General features: G+C 60.7%; 14 protein-coding genes. 6 read left to right on the top strand and 8 right to left on the bottom strand.

Going from position 1 to position 14,750, the window contains the following annotated elements; genetic code table 11:
• Positions 1 to 17: 17 nt before the first annotated feature.
• Together trpD and BJD99_RS09920 are read right to left on the bottom strand one after the other, a co-directional pair.
• Positions 18 to 1,091 carry an anthranilate phosphoribosyltransferase gene (trpD, locus tag BJD99_RS09915; RefSeq protein ID WP_084346642.1) on the bottom strand — a complete coding sequence of 358 codons (1,074 nt, stop codon included), beginning with the start codon at positions 1,089 to 1,091 and terminating at the stop codon, positions 18 to 20.
• A 109-nt stretch (positions 1,092 to 1,200) separates the two neighbouring features.
• On the bottom strand, positions 1,201 to 1,686 hold the full coding sequence (locus BJD99_RS09920) for a hypothetical protein (protein ID WP_084346643.1): 486 nt from the start codon (positions 1,684 to 1,686) through the stop codon (positions 1,201 to 1,203).
• Between the two features lie 151 nt (positions 1,687 to 1,837).
• Between BJD99_RS09920 and BJD99_RS09925 the strand changes: the two genes are divergently transcribed.
• From BJD99_RS09925 to BJD99_RS09940, 4 genes are all read left to right on the top strand, one after another.
• On the top strand, positions 1,838 to 2,449 hold the full coding sequence (locus tag BJD99_RS09925; RefSeq protein ID WP_084346779.1) for a heme-copper oxidase subunit III: 612 nt from the start codon (positions 1,838 to 1,840) through the stop codon (positions 2,447 to 2,449).
• 143 nt (positions 2,450 to 2,592) lie between these two features.
• Entirely contained in the window at positions 2,593 to 3,426 is an 834-nt protein-coding gene (locus BJD99_RS09930; protein WP_256895602.1) for a c-type cytochrome, read from the top strand.
• Entirely contained in the window at positions 3,423 to 4,607 is a 1,185-nt protein-coding gene (locus BJD99_RS09935) for a ubiquinol-cytochrome c reductase iron-sulfur subunit (RefSeq protein WP_084346780.1), read from the top strand. The genes BJD99_RS09930 and BJD99_RS09935 overlap by 4 nt, the downstream gene beginning before the upstream one ends.
• Positions 4,604 to 6,340, top strand: a complete 1,737-nt coding sequence (locus BJD99_RS09940; RefSeq protein WP_084346645.1) for a cytochrome bc complex cytochrome b subunit — start codon at positions 4,604 to 4,606, stop codon at positions 6,338 to 6,340. The genes BJD99_RS09935 and BJD99_RS09940 overlap by 4 nt, the downstream gene beginning before the upstream one ends.
• A 482-nt stretch (positions 6,341 to 6,822) precedes the next feature.
• On the opposite strand, the gene BJD99_RS09945 is transcribed toward BJD99_RS09940, so the two are convergent.
• The 3 genes from BJD99_RS09945 to BJD99_RS09955 all read right to left on the bottom strand — a co-directional run bounded on the left by BJD99_RS09945 (position 6,823) and on the right by BJD99_RS09955 (position 9,118).
• Positions 6,823 to 7,248 (bottom strand): hypothetical protein, encoded by a 426-nt coding sequence (locus BJD99_RS09945; protein ID WP_084346646.1) that lies wholly within the window; start codon positions 7,246 to 7,248, stop codon positions 6,823 to 6,825.
• Positions 7,249 to 7,603: 355 nt separating this feature from the next.
• Complete coding sequence (locus BJD99_RS09950; RefSeq protein ID WP_084346647.1) at positions 7,604 to 8,020, bottom strand: cytochrome c oxidase subunit 4; 417 nt, start codon at positions 8,018 to 8,020, stop codon at positions 7,604 to 7,606.
• Positions 8,021 to 8,038: 18 nt separating this feature from the next.
• Positions 8,039 to 9,118, bottom strand: coding sequence for a cytochrome c oxidase subunit II (locus tag BJD99_RS09955; protein ID WP_084346781.1), 1,080 nt, complete (start codon positions 9,116 to 9,118; stop codon positions 8,039 to 8,041).
• 226 nt (positions 9,119 to 9,344) lie between these two features.
• Between BJD99_RS09955 and asnB the strand changes: the two genes are divergently transcribed.
• On the top strand, positions 9,345 to 11,270 hold the full coding sequence (asnB, locus tag BJD99_RS09960; RefSeq protein ID WP_084346782.1) for an asparagine synthase (glutamine-hydrolyzing): 1,926 nt from the start codon (positions 9,345 to 9,347) through the stop codon (positions 11,268 to 11,270).
• Positions 11,271 to 11,365: 95 nt separating this feature from the next.
• Here the strand turns inward: asnB and BJD99_RS09965 are convergent, their stop codons facing one another.
• The 3 genes from BJD99_RS09965 to BJD99_RS09975 all read right to left on the bottom strand — a co-directional run bounded on the left by BJD99_RS09965 (position 11,366) and on the right by BJD99_RS09975 (position 13,963).
• Entirely contained in the window at positions 11,366 to 12,340 is a 975-nt protein-coding gene (locus BJD99_RS09965; RefSeq protein WP_084346783.1) for a carbohydrate kinase family protein, read from the bottom strand.
• 126 nt (positions 12,341 to 12,466) lie between these two features.
• Positions 12,467 to 12,817, bottom strand: a complete 351-nt coding sequence (locus BJD99_RS09970; protein WP_084346648.1) for an iron-sulfur cluster assembly accessory protein — start codon at positions 12,815 to 12,817, stop codon at positions 12,467 to 12,469.
• A gap of 66 nt (positions 12,818 to 12,883) precedes the next feature.
• Positions 12,884 to 13,963: a glycerate kinase gene (locus tag BJD99_RS09975; RefSeq protein WP_084346649.1), complete on the bottom strand. Its 1,080-nt coding sequence runs from the start codon at positions 13,961 to 13,963 to the stop codon at positions 12,884 to 12,886.
• Positions 13,964 to 14,089: 126 nt separating this feature from the next.
• Here BJD99_RS09975 and BJD99_RS09980 point away from each other — a divergent pair, with 126 nt between their 5' ends.
• The gene (locus BJD99_RS09980) at positions 14,090 to 14,746 is read left to right on the top strand and encodes a DUF3043 domain-containing protein (protein WP_084346650.1); all 657 of its coding nucleotides are present in this window, start codon (positions 14,090 to 14,092) and stop codon (positions 14,744 to 14,746) included.
• Positions 14,747 to 14,750 lie beyond the last annotated feature (4 nt).

A 14,750-nucleotide genomic window follows, 5' to 3' on the forward strand; every position in this document is an offset into this window, starting at 1 on the left:
CGCCTAAGCCGGTCGGATCAATCCAGCTCGTTCGACCGGCTCACCCATCGAGCCAGTAGTGTGGCTGCCGCACCGGAGTCGACAGCCTTCGTTGCGCGCACCAACCCTGCAGAGAGAGCGCCGATGATATCGCCGGCATCGATTCCTTCGGATATTCCGGCGTAAGCAGTCAGCGCGGCTGCCGCGTTCAGTAGAACCGCGTCGCGCACCGGGCCGGTCTCTCCGGCTAGAACAGCGTGCACCACTCTCGCGTTGAACGCGGCGTCACCACCTTTGAGCGCGGACAGCGGTACGTAGTCGAACCCGAAGTCCTTCGGATCGATCGTCGTTGCAGTGACCGTGCCTCCTGAGACGACGTGCACGCTGGTAGTGGTGGACAGCGTTATCTCGTCGAGGCCGTCGTCACCGCGGACCACGAGAGCGCTCGTGCCACGGCCGGCGAATACCCCCGCGACGACCGGCACCAGTGCCTCGAATGCGCACCCGATCAAGCCTGATCGCGGCCGACCGGGATTGGTGAGTGGGCCGAGTATATTGAAGACCGTCGGAATCCCGATCTCCTTCCGCGGCGGGCCCGCGAACCGCAGCGCGGGATGAAATACCGGGGCGAAACAGAACCCGATACCGACATCGCGAACGCTTTCGGCAACTCCGCTCGGTCCCAGACCGAACTTGACCCCCAGCGCTTCCAGAACATCGGTCGTACCGCTCTGTGACGATGCCGCTCGATTCCCATGCTTGACCACCGGAGCACCCGCTGCTGCCGCCACGATCGCGGCCATAGTCGAGATGTTCACCGTGTCTGCGCCGTCGCCACCGGTACCGACGACGTCCACCGAATTCGGTTCACTATCGACGAGGGAAGCATGCGCGAGCATCGAGTCGGCAAGTCCTCCCACCTCCGCGGGAGTGGGCCCCTTCATCTTGAGTGCCACCCCGAAGGCAGCAATCTGCGCTGCTGTGGCGTGGTCGGACATGATCTCGTCCATCGCCCAGGCTGTATCGGCGCTCGATAAATCGACCCACGACGTCAATGCCCCGAGAATGCTCTTCCAGGTCCTGCTCGACTCGTCGTTGATCGGTGCGGTCATCTTTTCCCGTGCCTTCCTGAACTGACGGCCATATCTTCGGCACCGGTGTGGCCCGACCGAACCTATGACGCGGTTGCACTACGTCATAGGTTCGCAATGTGGCGAAAGCTTAGTCAGCGACACGGCCTGCGTCGGAAGCAGGCTGTAAGGCGTCCCAGCCCAGCACGATTCCGCCGCGGCGTTGCGCAAGACCAGCCATCCGAGAACGCTCTTGTGAGCAGTGCAGCGCGTCCAGCACCTGTACCCGCTGCAGGACTATCGGCACGCCTCCATCGACGGCGGGCTGGTAGCCGTTGATCTCGGGTGACTCCATCGTCATCGAACCGGGGGCCCGCTCGTAACCGTCTTGGGCAGCGATCGCCGCCGCGTCGTCGATCATGTCCGGCGGCAAGAACAGATGGTGCCGAAGGACGATCTCTTCGTCCTCGACCCATGCATTCTGTTGTCTACCGCGTTGCAACGCCGCAGAGCATGGCTCGGCGTCGTCGAAGGACGATGCCACGACGATCAAATCGGTTCTGGCGGGGTCGAGTGGGATCGACCGAGCGCGAGAAAACCACCGTCGGAACCAAGTCGTCTTACCGTTCGTTGACATGAGGCAACCCTTCCACGACGCACTCACCCGAGCGTGACTGGTGCCGCCGACCAGCGCCTCTACAGGGGAGAGAGCCGACGTCGATGGTCGCGACGCGCCAACACAGGACCCGGGTATGCAATCGGTACTACGGCCAGTCATACTTCTCTTTGTGACGAGCGCTGTAGGGACTCAAGGATCGGCAATCACCCAACGCGTGCACTCGCTGAACCGTCCTAATATGGTCAGCGTCGGCACCATAGTGTGGTTGTCGAGCGAACTAATGTTTTTCGCTGGACTTTTTGCGATGTACTTCGTCGCGAGGGCGCAGGCAAACGGCATCTGGCCACCGGAACCGACCGAGCTGAACCTCGGTCTCGCGGTACCGGTGACAACCGTTCTGATCGCGTCCTCCTTCACCTGCCAGCTAGGCGTATTCGCCGCTGAGCGCGGTGACGTCTTCGGACTGCGACGCTGGTACATCATCACATTGGTCATGGGGACGTTGTTCGTCCTCGGCCAGGGGTACGAGTACTACCACCTGGTAGAAGAGGGCACCACGATCTCCTCGAGCGTCTATGGCTCGGTCTTCTACATCACGACCGGATTCCACGGCCTCCATGTGATCGGTGGACTCATCGCCTTCGTCTTCCTGATCACGCGAACGCTGGTCAGTAAGTTCACGCCCGCTCAGGCAACAGCTGCGATCGTCGTGTCGTACTACTGGCACTTCGTCGACATCGTCTGGATTGCGTTGTTCGCCACCATCTACTTCATCCGCTGATGAATATCGTTGAAGCAAGTGTTTCGACTTCGTCGACAACAATGAACGTCAGGAATCAGCCCCTGGCGTTCAGTCCGTCCCGACACGACAAGGGATAGAAGATGAGCTCATCTCCCCCAGCATCACCCGGCGACAACACAGATATGACGTCAGCCGGTTCTCCTTCAGCAGTGAAGAGTCGTCGGCAGCGCAAGGTTCGCCGCCGTGTGACAGGCGCAGTAGTACTCATGATGGGTCTCATCAGCGCGGGATTTCTTGCGTCGGCTTTGACTCCCACCCCCCAGGTGGCGACAGCCGATCAGGATTCAGCCGCGTTGATCCGCGAGGGTAAGCAGTTGTACGACACGTCCTGTGTCACCTGCCACGGAGTGAACCTGCAGGGCGTGCAGGACCGTGGACCCAGCCTGATCGGTGTCGGCGAAGCCGCTGTCTACTTCCAGGTCTCAACAGGTCGTATGCCTGCGGTTCGCAACGAAGCGCAGGCTGAACGCAAGCCGGCGAAGTTCGACGACAAGCAGATCGACGCATTGGGTGCATATATCCAGGCCAATGGTGGCGGCCCCACCCTGCTTCTCGACAGCAACGGCGAAGTAGCGCAGTCTTCGCTTTCCGACGGTGATATTGCCCGCGGCAGCGAACTCTTCCGTCTCAACTGCGCCTCGTGCCATAACTTCACCGGCCAGGGCGGCGCTTTGTCCTCGGGCAAGTACGCACCCTCGCTCGGACCGGCTTCCGAGCAGGAGATCTACACGGCAATGGTCACGGGCCCGCAGAACATGCCTAAGTTCTCGGACCGTCAACTTACGCAAGAAGAAAAGATCGACATCATCTCTTACGTGAAGTCAGCGCAGGATACGACTGCGCCAGGTGGCTGGGGACTTGGCGGCTTCGGCCCGGGTACCGAGGCACTGGCAATCTGGATCATCGGAATCGGTGCCGTCGTCGGCGCAACGTTGTGGATCGGAGCGAGGTCATGAGTGACGGTGATTCCGGACGCGCGGACGCCGGGCAGACCGGCGGGAACAATGTGGACGTGAACAGGAAGTACACCGACGAAGAACTCGCCGGAATGACGCGTGACCAGCTGGTGACGCTGGGCACCAATCTCGACCACGTCGATGTTGCATTCCGTAGAGATCGTTGGGCAGTACAGGGCACACGCGCCGAGAAGCGCGCTGAACGCAATGTTGCGTTCTGGTTCGCGCTTTCGGGAGTTTCTGCTGTCGCTTTCATCGCGATCTATTTGTTCTGGCCTTGGGAATATGCCGGACTCGGTGAAGAGAGCTACTGGAAGTACACCCTTTACACTCCGCTGATCGGCCTGACCATGGGTCTCGCGATCCTCGGTGTAGGTGTCGGTGCAGTCCAGTTCACCAAGAAGTTCATTCCTGAAGAGGTTTCCATTCAGGACCGCCACGATGGATCTTCTTCCGAGGTGGACCGACAGACTGTCGTTGCCCAGCTGAGTGATTCGCTCGACACGTCGACCATCGGACGACGCAAGGTGATCAAGCGATCATTGTTCTTCGGCGGCGGCGCACTCGGAATCATGGCCATTCTGCCCCTGGGGGGCCTGGTCAAGAACCCGTGGGCCGAGGGTGACAAATCTCCTCTGTGGGTCTCCGGTTGGACTCCGCGCTACCCTGGAGAAACGATCTACCTTCGGCGCGATACCGGTCGTCCCCATGACGTCGTTCTGGTCCGCCCAGAGGATATGGATGCCGGAGCCATGGAAACAGTATTTCCATTCCGCGAGGCCGACCGCGACGACGATCACGCCTTGCTCAAATCACTTCGTGGAATTCGCAACGCGACCATGCTTATCCGTCTCCGCTCTGAGGACACGGCCAAGGTCATCAAGCGCAAGAACCAGGAAAGCTTCAATTACGGCGACTACTTCGCCTACTCGAAGATCTGTACCCACCTGGGTTGCCCGACGTCGCTGTACGAGCAGCAGACCAACCGGATTCTGTGCCCGTGCCACCAGTCGCAGTTCGACGCACTCGAGTATGCCAAGCCGATCTTCGGACCGGCTGCTCGCGCTCTGCCGCAGCTGCCTATCACCGTTAACGAAGAAGGTTTCTTAGTAGCGGACGGGGATTACATCGAAGCCCTCGGACCCGCCTTCTGGGAGCGTAGACCGGAGACCGATTCATGAGTCCTTCACTGCAAGCCCTCGCTGCCAAGCAGGCCGACGACGTCGACAGTCGTTACCACCTGGCGCCTGGCATACGTCGACAGATCAACAAAGTCTTCCCGACCCACTGGTCATTTCTTCTCGGCGAGATCGCGCTCTACAGCTTCGTAATCCTGTTGATCTCAGGCACGTTCTTGACGTTGTTCTTCGACCCGTCGATGAGCGAGGTCGAATACAACGGCATCTACGAGCCTCTTCGTGGCGTCACGATGTCTCGGGCATACGAAACAGCGTTGAACATCTCTTTCGAGGTGCGCGGCGGTTTGTTCATGCGACAGATCCACCACTGGGCAGCACTGATGTTCGCTGCTTCGATCATCGTTCACATGATGCGTATCTTCTTCACCGGTGCGTTCCGCAGACCACGTGAAGCCAACTGGGTCATCGGCTGCTTGCTTCTCATCTTGGCGATGTTCGAGGGCTTCTTCGGCTACACGCTTCCCGACGACCTGCTGTCCGGCACCGGCCTTCGTGCCGCGTTCTCCGGCATTTCGATGAGTGTTCCCGTCATCGGAACGTGGTTGCACTGGTTGGTGTTCGACGGCGACTTCCCGGGCACGATCATCATTCCGCGCTTGTACGTTGCGCACGTGCTGTTGCTACCCGCCATCATCCTGGCGCTGATCGCAGCTCACCTCGCACTTGTTTGGTACCAGAAGCACACGCAGTTCCCCGGACCCGGCCGCACCGAGACCAACGTCGTCGGCGTCCGTATCTTGCCGGTCTTCGCCGTAAAGTCCGGTGCATTCTTCGCCGTCACGTTCGGTGTCCTTGCGCTCATGGGTGGCCTCGTCCAGGTGAACCCGGTCTGGAATATCGGACCGTACAACCCATCTCAGGTCTCGGCCGGGTCTCAGCCCGACTTCTACATGATGTGGACGGACGGCTTGGCTCGACTGTGGCCCGCGTGGGACATCTACATCGCAGGTCGCTACACGATCCCCGCAGTCTTCGCTGTCGCACTGATCATGGGTCTGGTCTTCACGGTGATGATCATGTATCCGTGGATCGAGAAGCGCCTCACGGGCGATCGGGCACACCACAACCTGCTTCAGCGCCCACGCGACGTACCGGTCCGGACTGCGATCGGCGCGATGGTCCTGGCGTTCTACCTGGTTCTGACCATCTCGTGCGTCAACGACATCATCGCGTACAAATTCGATATCTCACTCAACGCGATGACGTGGATCGGTCGAATCGGAATGCTGATTCTGCCTCCGATCGCGTACTTCGTTGCGTACCGGTTCTGCATCGGCCTGCAGCGCAGCGACCGCACTGTTCTCGATCACGGCATCGAGACCGGAATCATCAAGCGTCTGCCGCACGGCCAGTACGTCGAGGTCCACCAGCCACTCGGGCCGGTCGACAGCCACGGACACCCGATCCCACTCGAATATCAGGGTGCGGCGATTCCGAAGAAGATGAACAAGCTCGGATCTGCTGGAAAGCCAGGATCAGGTTCACTGTTCCGACCAGATCCGGTTGCCGAGAGCAAGGCTCTGGAAGAAGCTCTGCACCACGGTGAGGTCGAGCAGTTGAACATGCTGAAGAACTATCAGCTACAGCTCAACGGTCACTCGAACGGCAATGGAACCAACGGTCATGGAACCAACGGCCATTCGAACGGCAACGGCAACGGCAACGGTTCCGCGAAACATGCTGTAGACCGCGAAGACAGTGAGAGCGAGACCTAGAGGTTCTCGACGAACATAAGAAGGGCGGCACCCATCGGGTGTCGCCCTTCTTCGCGTTGAATGCCGGCCGTGTACGTAGTAGCCGGTCCCGAAATCCGCGCAGGCTCGCATCCATCAGACGCCCCCTCCCCTCCCCCGCCGGGCGCGCGTCCACCTGTGCGTCGTCCGGCAGAGGGTCGTTTCATCTGTCGAGGACGAAAGACAGCGGTTCCGCATCATGTTCTCGCAGAGTTGGGACGAGCGCAGATAGTGCACTATTCCAGTTCTTTCGACGCGACATGCGAAACGGGAAGACCTGAAACGGCGACCCGCTGGCGGTCAAACGCGGCGGCTCGCCTCGCGATGTTCCGAGGCGCGAGTACGACATCGTTGCTACCCGATTCTTGGAGGTCGACGACTATCCCCGACCACATCATCGACTCCACTACTGATGCCACAGCGGTGTCGGGTACCCTCGCTGCACGCCGTTCCGAAATCAACGGTCACCGTGTAGGTAGTTGGGCATCTCGTTCCAAGTGGTGTCTGCGCGAAAACACCACTCGCACGAACCTGTCGGCATCCGGGCTCTGGCCGCGACTACGAGAGAGTGCCCACTGGCTGCTCGAGCTCGTTCTCCGCAGATGGATGGGAGTCGTGCTGCGATAGTGACCGATCACCGAGAGTGCAACACCAGCGAGAATCCATGCCAGCAGCACGACCCATTCGTGCAACGAAGAGGCGTCCGGGAAATAGTTGACCTCGCGTACTAGGCTCGCCGCCGCCCCTGGTACGAAGTACTGCCCGATCCCGCCCCACGGTCCCGCAATGAACTGGTACGGGAGTACCGCGCCGGAGATCGGATTGCCGATCAGCATGGTGATCACCGCACCCACACCGATGCCCGGTGCCCGGTGCCCCCAGGAGTGCATTCAGACCGACGATTGTCGAGGCGGCCCGTGACACTGCCCGCGCTACGCTCACCTTCTGCCAGGGCTACATCGTCCGAGCCGCCGTGCTGGGACAACAGGACCTGCAGTCGTCGATTTCTGCCGTGGAGCTACTCATGCCGTCTTCGGACCACCGACCATAGCGACGTTCGTCAGGAACGTGAGCAGCAACGATCCACCGAGAGGGGTCCATGTGGGTACCGGCGGACGGGATTCGCCGCTCCACGCTCGGTTCTAGGCACAGATCATCTGCAGGCCGATACAAAGCAAGGCGCTGACCGCCCCGGTAGGGACGATCAGCGCCTTGGCTGGAGTCTAGAGACCGACTACATGCAGGTCAGTGCTTTTCTGGTCCGATGTGGTACTCGAATACCAGTCCGGCCGCTGCGGCCAGAACCAGCACGATGCCCAACGCCATCAGCCACGGGATGAAGAACGCAAAGCCAACTGCCGTGACCGCTGCAGCTCCCGCAAGGCTGATCGGCCAGAAGCTACCGGGGCTGAAGAAGCCCAAGTCGCCGGCGCCGTCGCTGATCTCAGCGTCGTCGAAGTCCTCTGGACGTGTGTCCAAGCGTCGAGCGACGAATCGGAAGTACGTACCGATGATGAGGGTCAGGCCGAACGACAGAGCAATTGCGGTGACGCCTGCCCACTCGACGCCGGTTCGGGAGAACCCGGTGAACACCGCGTACACAATCCCGACGAGAAGGAAGAAGACAGTCAGGATCTCAAAGATCTTGGCTTCGATTTTCATATCAGCATTCTTCCTTGGTCAGTTGCCGTCAGCAACGGATTCAGACTTCTGCGTACGGTCGGTCGTGAACGGGATGGTGCTGGTGGAGACCGGCGACTGCCCGATTGCCTCCAGCGCCTGCGCGTTCGTCAAAGCCTTGCCGCCTTCGCTCTTCGGCTTACGCGACTCGATGTACTGCTGGAAGTCGTCCGGGGATACCGCACGAACTTCGAAGTTCATCATGGCGTGATAAGTGCCGCACATTTCGGTGCATCGACCGACAAAGGAGCCTTCTCGTTCGATCTCAGAGATCTGGAAGACGTTATCGGAGTGGTTTTCCTTCGGGTTCGGCATCACGTCGCGCTTGAACAGGAACTCGGGGACCCAGAAGCCGTGAATGACATCGGACGAGGCCAGTACGAATTCGATACGCTTGCCGGTCGGAAGCACGAGAACAGGGATCTCGTCGCTGGTGCCGACTGTCTCGATCTTGTTGTAGTGCAGGTACGACAGATCCTGTGGGCTCACACCGTGGATGGCTCCCGGAACGATCTCGCCGTCTTCACTGCCTTGAGCTTCGCCCTCGGGCGGGGAGGCTGCAGCTTCCGCGGCCGCCTGCGCCTCGAGGTCGGTGCCCTCGTACTTGACGACGCCGTCCTTGAGGTCGATGGTCTGGTATCCGAACTTCCAGTTCCACTGGAATGCGGTCACGTCGACGGTGACGTCGGGATCGGACTGCTTGTCACCGACGTAGTTCTGCACGACCACGGTGAAGTAGAAGAGCACGGCGATGATGACGAACGGCACGGCTGTGTAGAACAGCTCCAATGGCACGTTGTACGCCGTCTGCCGAGGGAACTCCGGAGAGTCCTTCTTCTTACGGTGGAAGATGACCACCCAAAAGATCAATGCCCAGACGATGATGCCCATGACAAGTGCCGCGACCACGGACCAAGTCCACAATTCACGAATACGTGTGCTCTGTGGAGTGATGCCCGACGGAAAACCGAAGCGCAAAACTTCACTGTCGATGGAACAACCCGACAACAGCACAGCGGCTAAGCCAAGAACTGTTGTCAGCCCGGCTCGCCGAAGGATCCGACTCTGCGCCACGTTCACGCCTTCCTGATCGCCCACCACTGAAGAATAAGGGCCTCCACATGGAGTTGCCCTAGTACTACGCAGCGTAGACCAAAGCTGCCGCAAGACCACTGTTGGGTCGCTACCTTCGAGCGCGTCGCGTCTGCGGCATACTCGGACCCGGGCGCTCGCCTTACGACTACCGACCCCGTCGGGCGAGTGTCGGTTGAACCGATCCCTAATTGGAAAAGAGGTAGTGGACTCTGTGTGTGGACTACTAGGCCTGCTCACGTCGGCCGGCACGGACGACGCAGGAGTCGACCTCGTCGGTTCCGCCATGCATTGCATGCGTCACCGCGGGCCTGACGAACCTGGCACTTGGCACGACGAAGACGTAGTTTTCGGATTCAACCGACTGTCGATCATCGATATCGAGCATTCGCATCAGCCACTTCGCTGGGGACCCGCCGACAATCCGACGCGCTATGCGATGACGTTCAACGGGGAGATCTACAACTACCTGGAACTACGTGAGGAGTTGACGCGCGAGCACGACGCTGTCTTCTTCACCGAGGGCGACGGCGAGTCGATCGTCGCAGCATTCCACTACTGGGGTCACGATGCGCTGCGCCGATTGCGAGGAATGTTCGCCTTCGCAATCTGGGACACCGAGACTCGCGAGATGTTCCTGGCCAGAGATCCGTTCGGCATCAAGCCACTGTTCATCGCAACCGGGCCAGGCGGTACTGCGTTCGGGAGCGAGAAGAAGAGCCTTCTCGAACTGACCGATCTGATCGGTATCGGTACCGAACTCGACCCGCGAGCGATCCAGCACTACACCGTTCTTCAATACGTTCCGGAGCCCGAGACGTTGCATCGAGAGATCCGGCGACTCGAATCGGGTTGCTCGGCTACCTTCTCCCCCGGCACACAGCCGAAGATCACTCGTTACTTCACTCCGAAGTTCCCGGTGAAGCCGTTCGTAGCCGGTTCGGAGACGGCGAGGTATCAGGAGATCACCGACGCACTCGAGGACTCCGTTGCCAAGCACATGCGCGCGGATGTCACGGTCGGCGCGTTCCTGTCCGGCGGGATCGACTCGACAGCGATCGCAGCACTGGCGATACGCCACAATCCGAATCTGATCACCTTCACCACCGGATTCGAGCGCGACGGCTATTCCGAGGTAGACGTCGCCGCCGAGTCTGCTGCGGCGATCGGTGCCAAACACGTCGTGAAGGTCGTCGGGCCAGAAGAGTTTGCATCGTCGATTCCCGAGATCGTCTGGTACCTCGACGATCCGGTGGCCGATCCCGCACTGGTGCCGCTCTACTTCGTGGCCAAGGAAGCCCGCAAGCATGTGAAGGTCGTACTCTCCGGTGAGGGCGCGGACGAATTGTTCGGTGGCTACACCATCTATCGAGAGCCACTGTCCCTCAAGCCTTTCGAGTATCTTCCACGCGGATTGCGTCGCGCCGCAGGAGCCCTCAGCGACAAGATCCCCGACGGTACGCGCGGCAAGAGTTTGCTTCATCGCGGATCCATGACGCTCGAGGATCGTTATTACGGGAATGCCCGAAGCTTCGGCGACGCTCAGCTCCGCGCAGTTCTGCGGGATTTCCGTCCGGAGTGGACCCACACCGATGTGACGGCACCGATCTACGCGCAGACTCGAGGCTGGGATCCGGTTGCGCGTATGCAGCATCTGGATCTGTTCACTTGGCTACGTGGCGACATCCTGGTAAAGGCCGACAAGATCACGATGGCCAACTCGCTGGAGTTGCGCGTCCCATTCCTGGACTCCGAGGTTTTTGCCGTCGCCGAGAGGTTGCCTCTCGACCAGAAGATCACCAAGGACACGACGAAGTACGCACTGCGCAAGTCGTTGGAGGGCATCGTCCCGGGGCATGTCCTCAACCGCGCGAAGCTGGGATTCCCTGTTCCGCTTCGCCATTGGCTTCGGGGTCCCGAATTGTTCGACTGGGCGCACCAACAGATCGCCGAGTCCGAAACGGATCACATCCTGAACAAGGCTGCGATCACCGCAATGCTGAACGAGCATCGCGACGGCAAGTCCGATCACAGTCGTCGTCTGTGGACCGTTCTCATCTTCATGATCTGGCATGGGATTTTCGTGGAAAAGCGCATCGTTCCGAAGATCAGCGAGCCGACCTACCCGGTCGAAATCTGATCTTTCCGGACACAGGTTCCGCTGGATGACAGAAAGGGACCGTCACAACCGTGTAGACGGTTGTGACGGTCCCTTTCTTTGCGATGAACGCCAGGCTAAGCCGGGAGCAGCGCTCCGATCTGCTCGGCCGCGGTAGCTCCGTAGGCCGAACTCAGACGCTTGAGTGCGTCATCTCGAACGAAAGTCCACTCTTGAGTGCCGGTGGTCTCGAGGACGAGGACCGCGACATAGGAACCCAGCTGTGCTGCCCGCTCGACGGAAGCACCGGCGAGATGGGCCATGAGGAAGCCGGCCCGGAAGCCGTCGCCCACTCCGGTCGGATCCACTTTGCTGGTCTCGGGAACCACGTCCACGTGCGTGCGCACGCCGTCGGGAGTGACGATCTCGACGCCGGACTTGCCTAGCGTCGTGACCCGGATACCGACCTTGGCCGCGATCTCCGTCTCCGACAGGCCCGACTTCTGACGCAGCAGTCCCCACTCGTATTCGTTGGTGAAGAGATACGCCGCACCCTCGATGAGATCGACCGCTTGTTGACCGGTCAGACGCGCGAGTTGCTGCGACGGATCTGCCGCGAAAGGAATGTTCAGCGCTCGGCACTGCTGAGTGTGGGCGATCATCGCGTCAGGATCGTTGGCGCCTACCAATACCAATTCCAACGTTCGTCCTGCGGACAGTTCCTCGATCGAGATTTCACGCGCTTCACTCATCGCACCCGGGTAGAACGACGCAATCTGAGCCATGTCCACGTCGGTGGTGCAGACGAAGCGCGCAGTGTGAGCTGTCGCCGACACGCGTACCGCGGTGCAATCGACTCCGTTGGACTCCAGCCAAGACCGATACTCACCGAAGTCCGGCCCGACAGCACCCACCAGGAGCGGGGATCCACCCAACACACCCAGGGCATAGGCAATGTTGCCGCCGACTCCACCTTTTCTGATGACCAGATCATCGACGAGGAAGCTCAGCGAGATATTGGAGAGCTGGTCTGCAACCAACTGCTCGGCGAACTTGCCCGGGAACCGCATCAGATGATCGGTGGCTATCGATCCCGATACCGCGAGAGTCACGTGCTTGAGCCTTTCGATGGTGGTCGGAGCGAGATCCATGCTAGTGCGCGGCGCCCCGAACTTGGTGCGAACACAACTCTGACCGGTACTGGCAAATGCAGTACCGGTCAGAGTTGATGATTCAGATCAGTTGAACGAATCGCCGCAGGCACATGAGCCCGTTGCGTTCGGATTGTCGATCGTGAAGCCCTGCTTCTCGATGGTGTCCACGAAGTCGATGGATGCACCCTCGACGTACGGAGCGCTCATCCGGTCGACAGCCAGCGTGACTCCGTTGAAGTCCACTGCGAGATCGCCGTCGAGGCTGCGATCGTCGAAGAAGAGCTGATAGCGCAGGCCCGCACAACCACCGGGCTGCACAGCAACGCGCAGCGCGAGGTCGTCGCGTCCTTCTTGGTCCAGCAGCGCCTTGGCCTTCGATGATGCAGCTTCAGTCATCGTGACCTTGTGCGTGATGGTTTCGTTCGAGACGGTCATGGGCTCTCCCTATCAGTCGTACTCAACCCGTGAACGACTCAACCGTACTCCGCGCACAGGTATTCCTCACAGCCCGCCGCGTAATGCTCCAGTACCTTGATCGACCTGTTGTGCTGCGTACTCGGCCAAAAGCTCGAGTTGTGGCCCGGCATCGGTCATCGCCTTGTCCACGGAACCGGCGAACTCGGCTACGGAATACGCTCCAGAAAGACCTGCTGCTTCCCACTGTGCGGTCTCTAGAGCTATCTGACCTGCAAGGACTATCGTCGGCGCTCCGGATCGCGCGCCTGCGGATGCAAGTTCGGTGACGAGCTTGCCCCGAAGGGACTGACTGTCGAATTTGCCTTCACCGGTGATGACGAGATCGACCGACGCCAGTAGATCTGCCTGGTCGGTGAGTTCGGCCACCACGGCCGCGCCGGACTCACGCCGCCCGCCCAACGCAAACAGTGCCGCACCGATGCCTCCAGCAGCACCCGCACCCGGCAGCTCGGCGACGTCGGCTCCAGCCTCGCGTTCCAACTTCACGGCCCATTCGCGGTTGAGCTCTTCGAGAACATCGACCATCGCGGCATCCGCGCCTTTCTGTGGCCCGAAGACTTGCGCTGCGCCGTGCTCGCCCAGTAACGGGTTCTCGACGTCGGTGGCAGCGACCAGTTCGACCGACTGCAGTCGTGCGACGGCATCGGCCAGTCCACCGAGTGCACTGACCATCCCCCGTCCGCCGTCGGTACAACTACTGCCGCCGAGACCGACGAACACCCTCTCGATGCCGTCGACACCCAGAGCAGCAACGATCAGCTGGCCGACGCCGTCGCTACTTGCCCGCAATGCACTGCGAGTGGTCGGTGGACCATCGAGGAGACTCAATCCACACGCCTGTGCGGCTTCGATGAACGCTGTCCCGCCGTCGAGCAGCCACCGCGCCCTGACCCGCTTCCCGAGTGGTCCGTCCACGTCGAGTTCGCGCACTTCGCCACGATCGACGGCCAACACGTCGACGAATCCCGGACCGCCGTCCGATTGCGGCGCCAACACGAGCTCGTCCCCCGGACGTCCGAGTCGCCAACCTCTAGCGATTGCGTCGGCCGCCTCGTTCGCGCTCAGTGTGTTGCCGAACGAATCGGGCGCAATCATCACTCGCATCGTCGAAAGTCTAGGTCGACAGTGGAGACGCGGCATGTCGAGGCCGCCGTGCTCGAGGAGCCTTCGCGGACGCAAGTTGGTGTGGCCGATGTTCACCTATTCGCTTCCATCCCATAGCCTGGGTGAGTGAAGTTGCTACGCCGCGGAAACTCTGACAATTCGGACAAGCACGATTCGGCCTCGGTCGAGTCGGCACCGACGGATTTGTCGCCGCCGAACGAGATCGTCGGCAAAGGTCGCCCCACGCCGAAACGGCGTGAGGCCGAAGCCCGACGCCGCGGTCCGGTCGCGCCACCGCCGATGACGAGCAAAGAGGCCCGCGAGCGTCGCAAGGCGAACAAGGGAACCAAAGTCGACCGCAAGAAGGCATCCGAGGAGCGCCGAGCCTCCTCGGCCGACCGCCGCGCGCGGATGCTCGCCGGTGAGGACAAATTCCTACTTCCGCGGGACAAGGGCCCCGTTCGGGCATACGCCCGTGATCTCGTGGATGCGCGCCGGAATCTGGTCGGTTTGTTCATGCCGCTTGCGCTTCTGTTGATCTTCGCGCTCTTCCTCGATCCGGCCGTTCAGGCGTATGTCACGCTGGCGATGTTCGTGATGATGCTGTTCATGGTCGGCGAGGGAATCTTCATCGGCCGCCAGATCAACAATCGCGTTCGTGCTCGCTTCCCCGACACCACCGACGGTGGATTCAAGCTCGGGTGGTACGCGTTCGTTCGTGCTTCGCAAATCCGCAAGATGCGCGCCCCTGCGCCTCGCGTCAACCGCGGCGCAGCTGTCTGACACC

The sequence above is a fragment of the Rhodococcus sp. 1163 genome, assembly GCF_002091985.1.
Taxonomy (GTDB): domain Bacteria; phylum Actinomycetota; class Actinomycetes; order Mycobacteriales; family Mycobacteriaceae; genus Rhodococcoides.

What these genes read in the sequence shown, in the direction of transcription:
- trpD (WP_084346642.1), bottom strand. Translation starts at nt 1,091, where the DNA reads ATGACCGCACCGATCAACGACGAGTCGAGCAGGACCTGGAAGAGCATT.
- BJD99_RS09920 (WP_084346643.1), bottom strand. Translation starts at nt 1,686, where the DNA reads ATGTCAACGAACGGTAAGACGACTTGGTTCCGACGGTGGTTTTCTCGC.
- BJD99_RS09930 (WP_256895602.1), top strand. Translation starts at nt 2,593, where the DNA reads ATGACGTCAGCCGGTTCTCCTTCAGCAGTGAAGAGTCGTCGGCAGCGC.
- BJD99_RS09935 (WP_084346780.1), top strand. Translation starts at nt 3,423, where the DNA reads ATGAGTGACGGTGATTCCGGACGCGCGGACGCCGGGCAGACCGGCGGG.
- BJD99_RS09940 (WP_084346645.1), top strand. Translation starts at nt 4,604, where the DNA reads ATGAGTCCTTCACTGCAAGCCCTCGCTGCCAAGCAGGCCGACGACGTC.
- BJD99_RS09945 (WP_084346646.1), bottom strand. Translation starts at nt 7,248, where the DNA reads ATGCACTCCTGGGGGCACCGGGCACCGGGCATCGGTGTGGGTGCGGTG.
- BJD99_RS09950 (WP_084346647.1), bottom strand. Translation starts at nt 8,020, where the DNA reads ATGAAAATCGAAGCCAAGATCTTTGAGATCCTGACTGTCTTCTTCCTT.
- BJD99_RS09970 (WP_084346648.1), bottom strand. Translation starts at nt 12,817, where the DNA reads ATGACCGTCTCGAACGAAACCATCACGCACAAGGTCACGATGACTGAA.
- BJD99_RS09975 (WP_084346649.1), bottom strand. Translation starts at nt 13,963, where the DNA reads ATGCGAGTGATGATTGCGCCCGATTCGTTCGGCAACACACTGAGCGCG.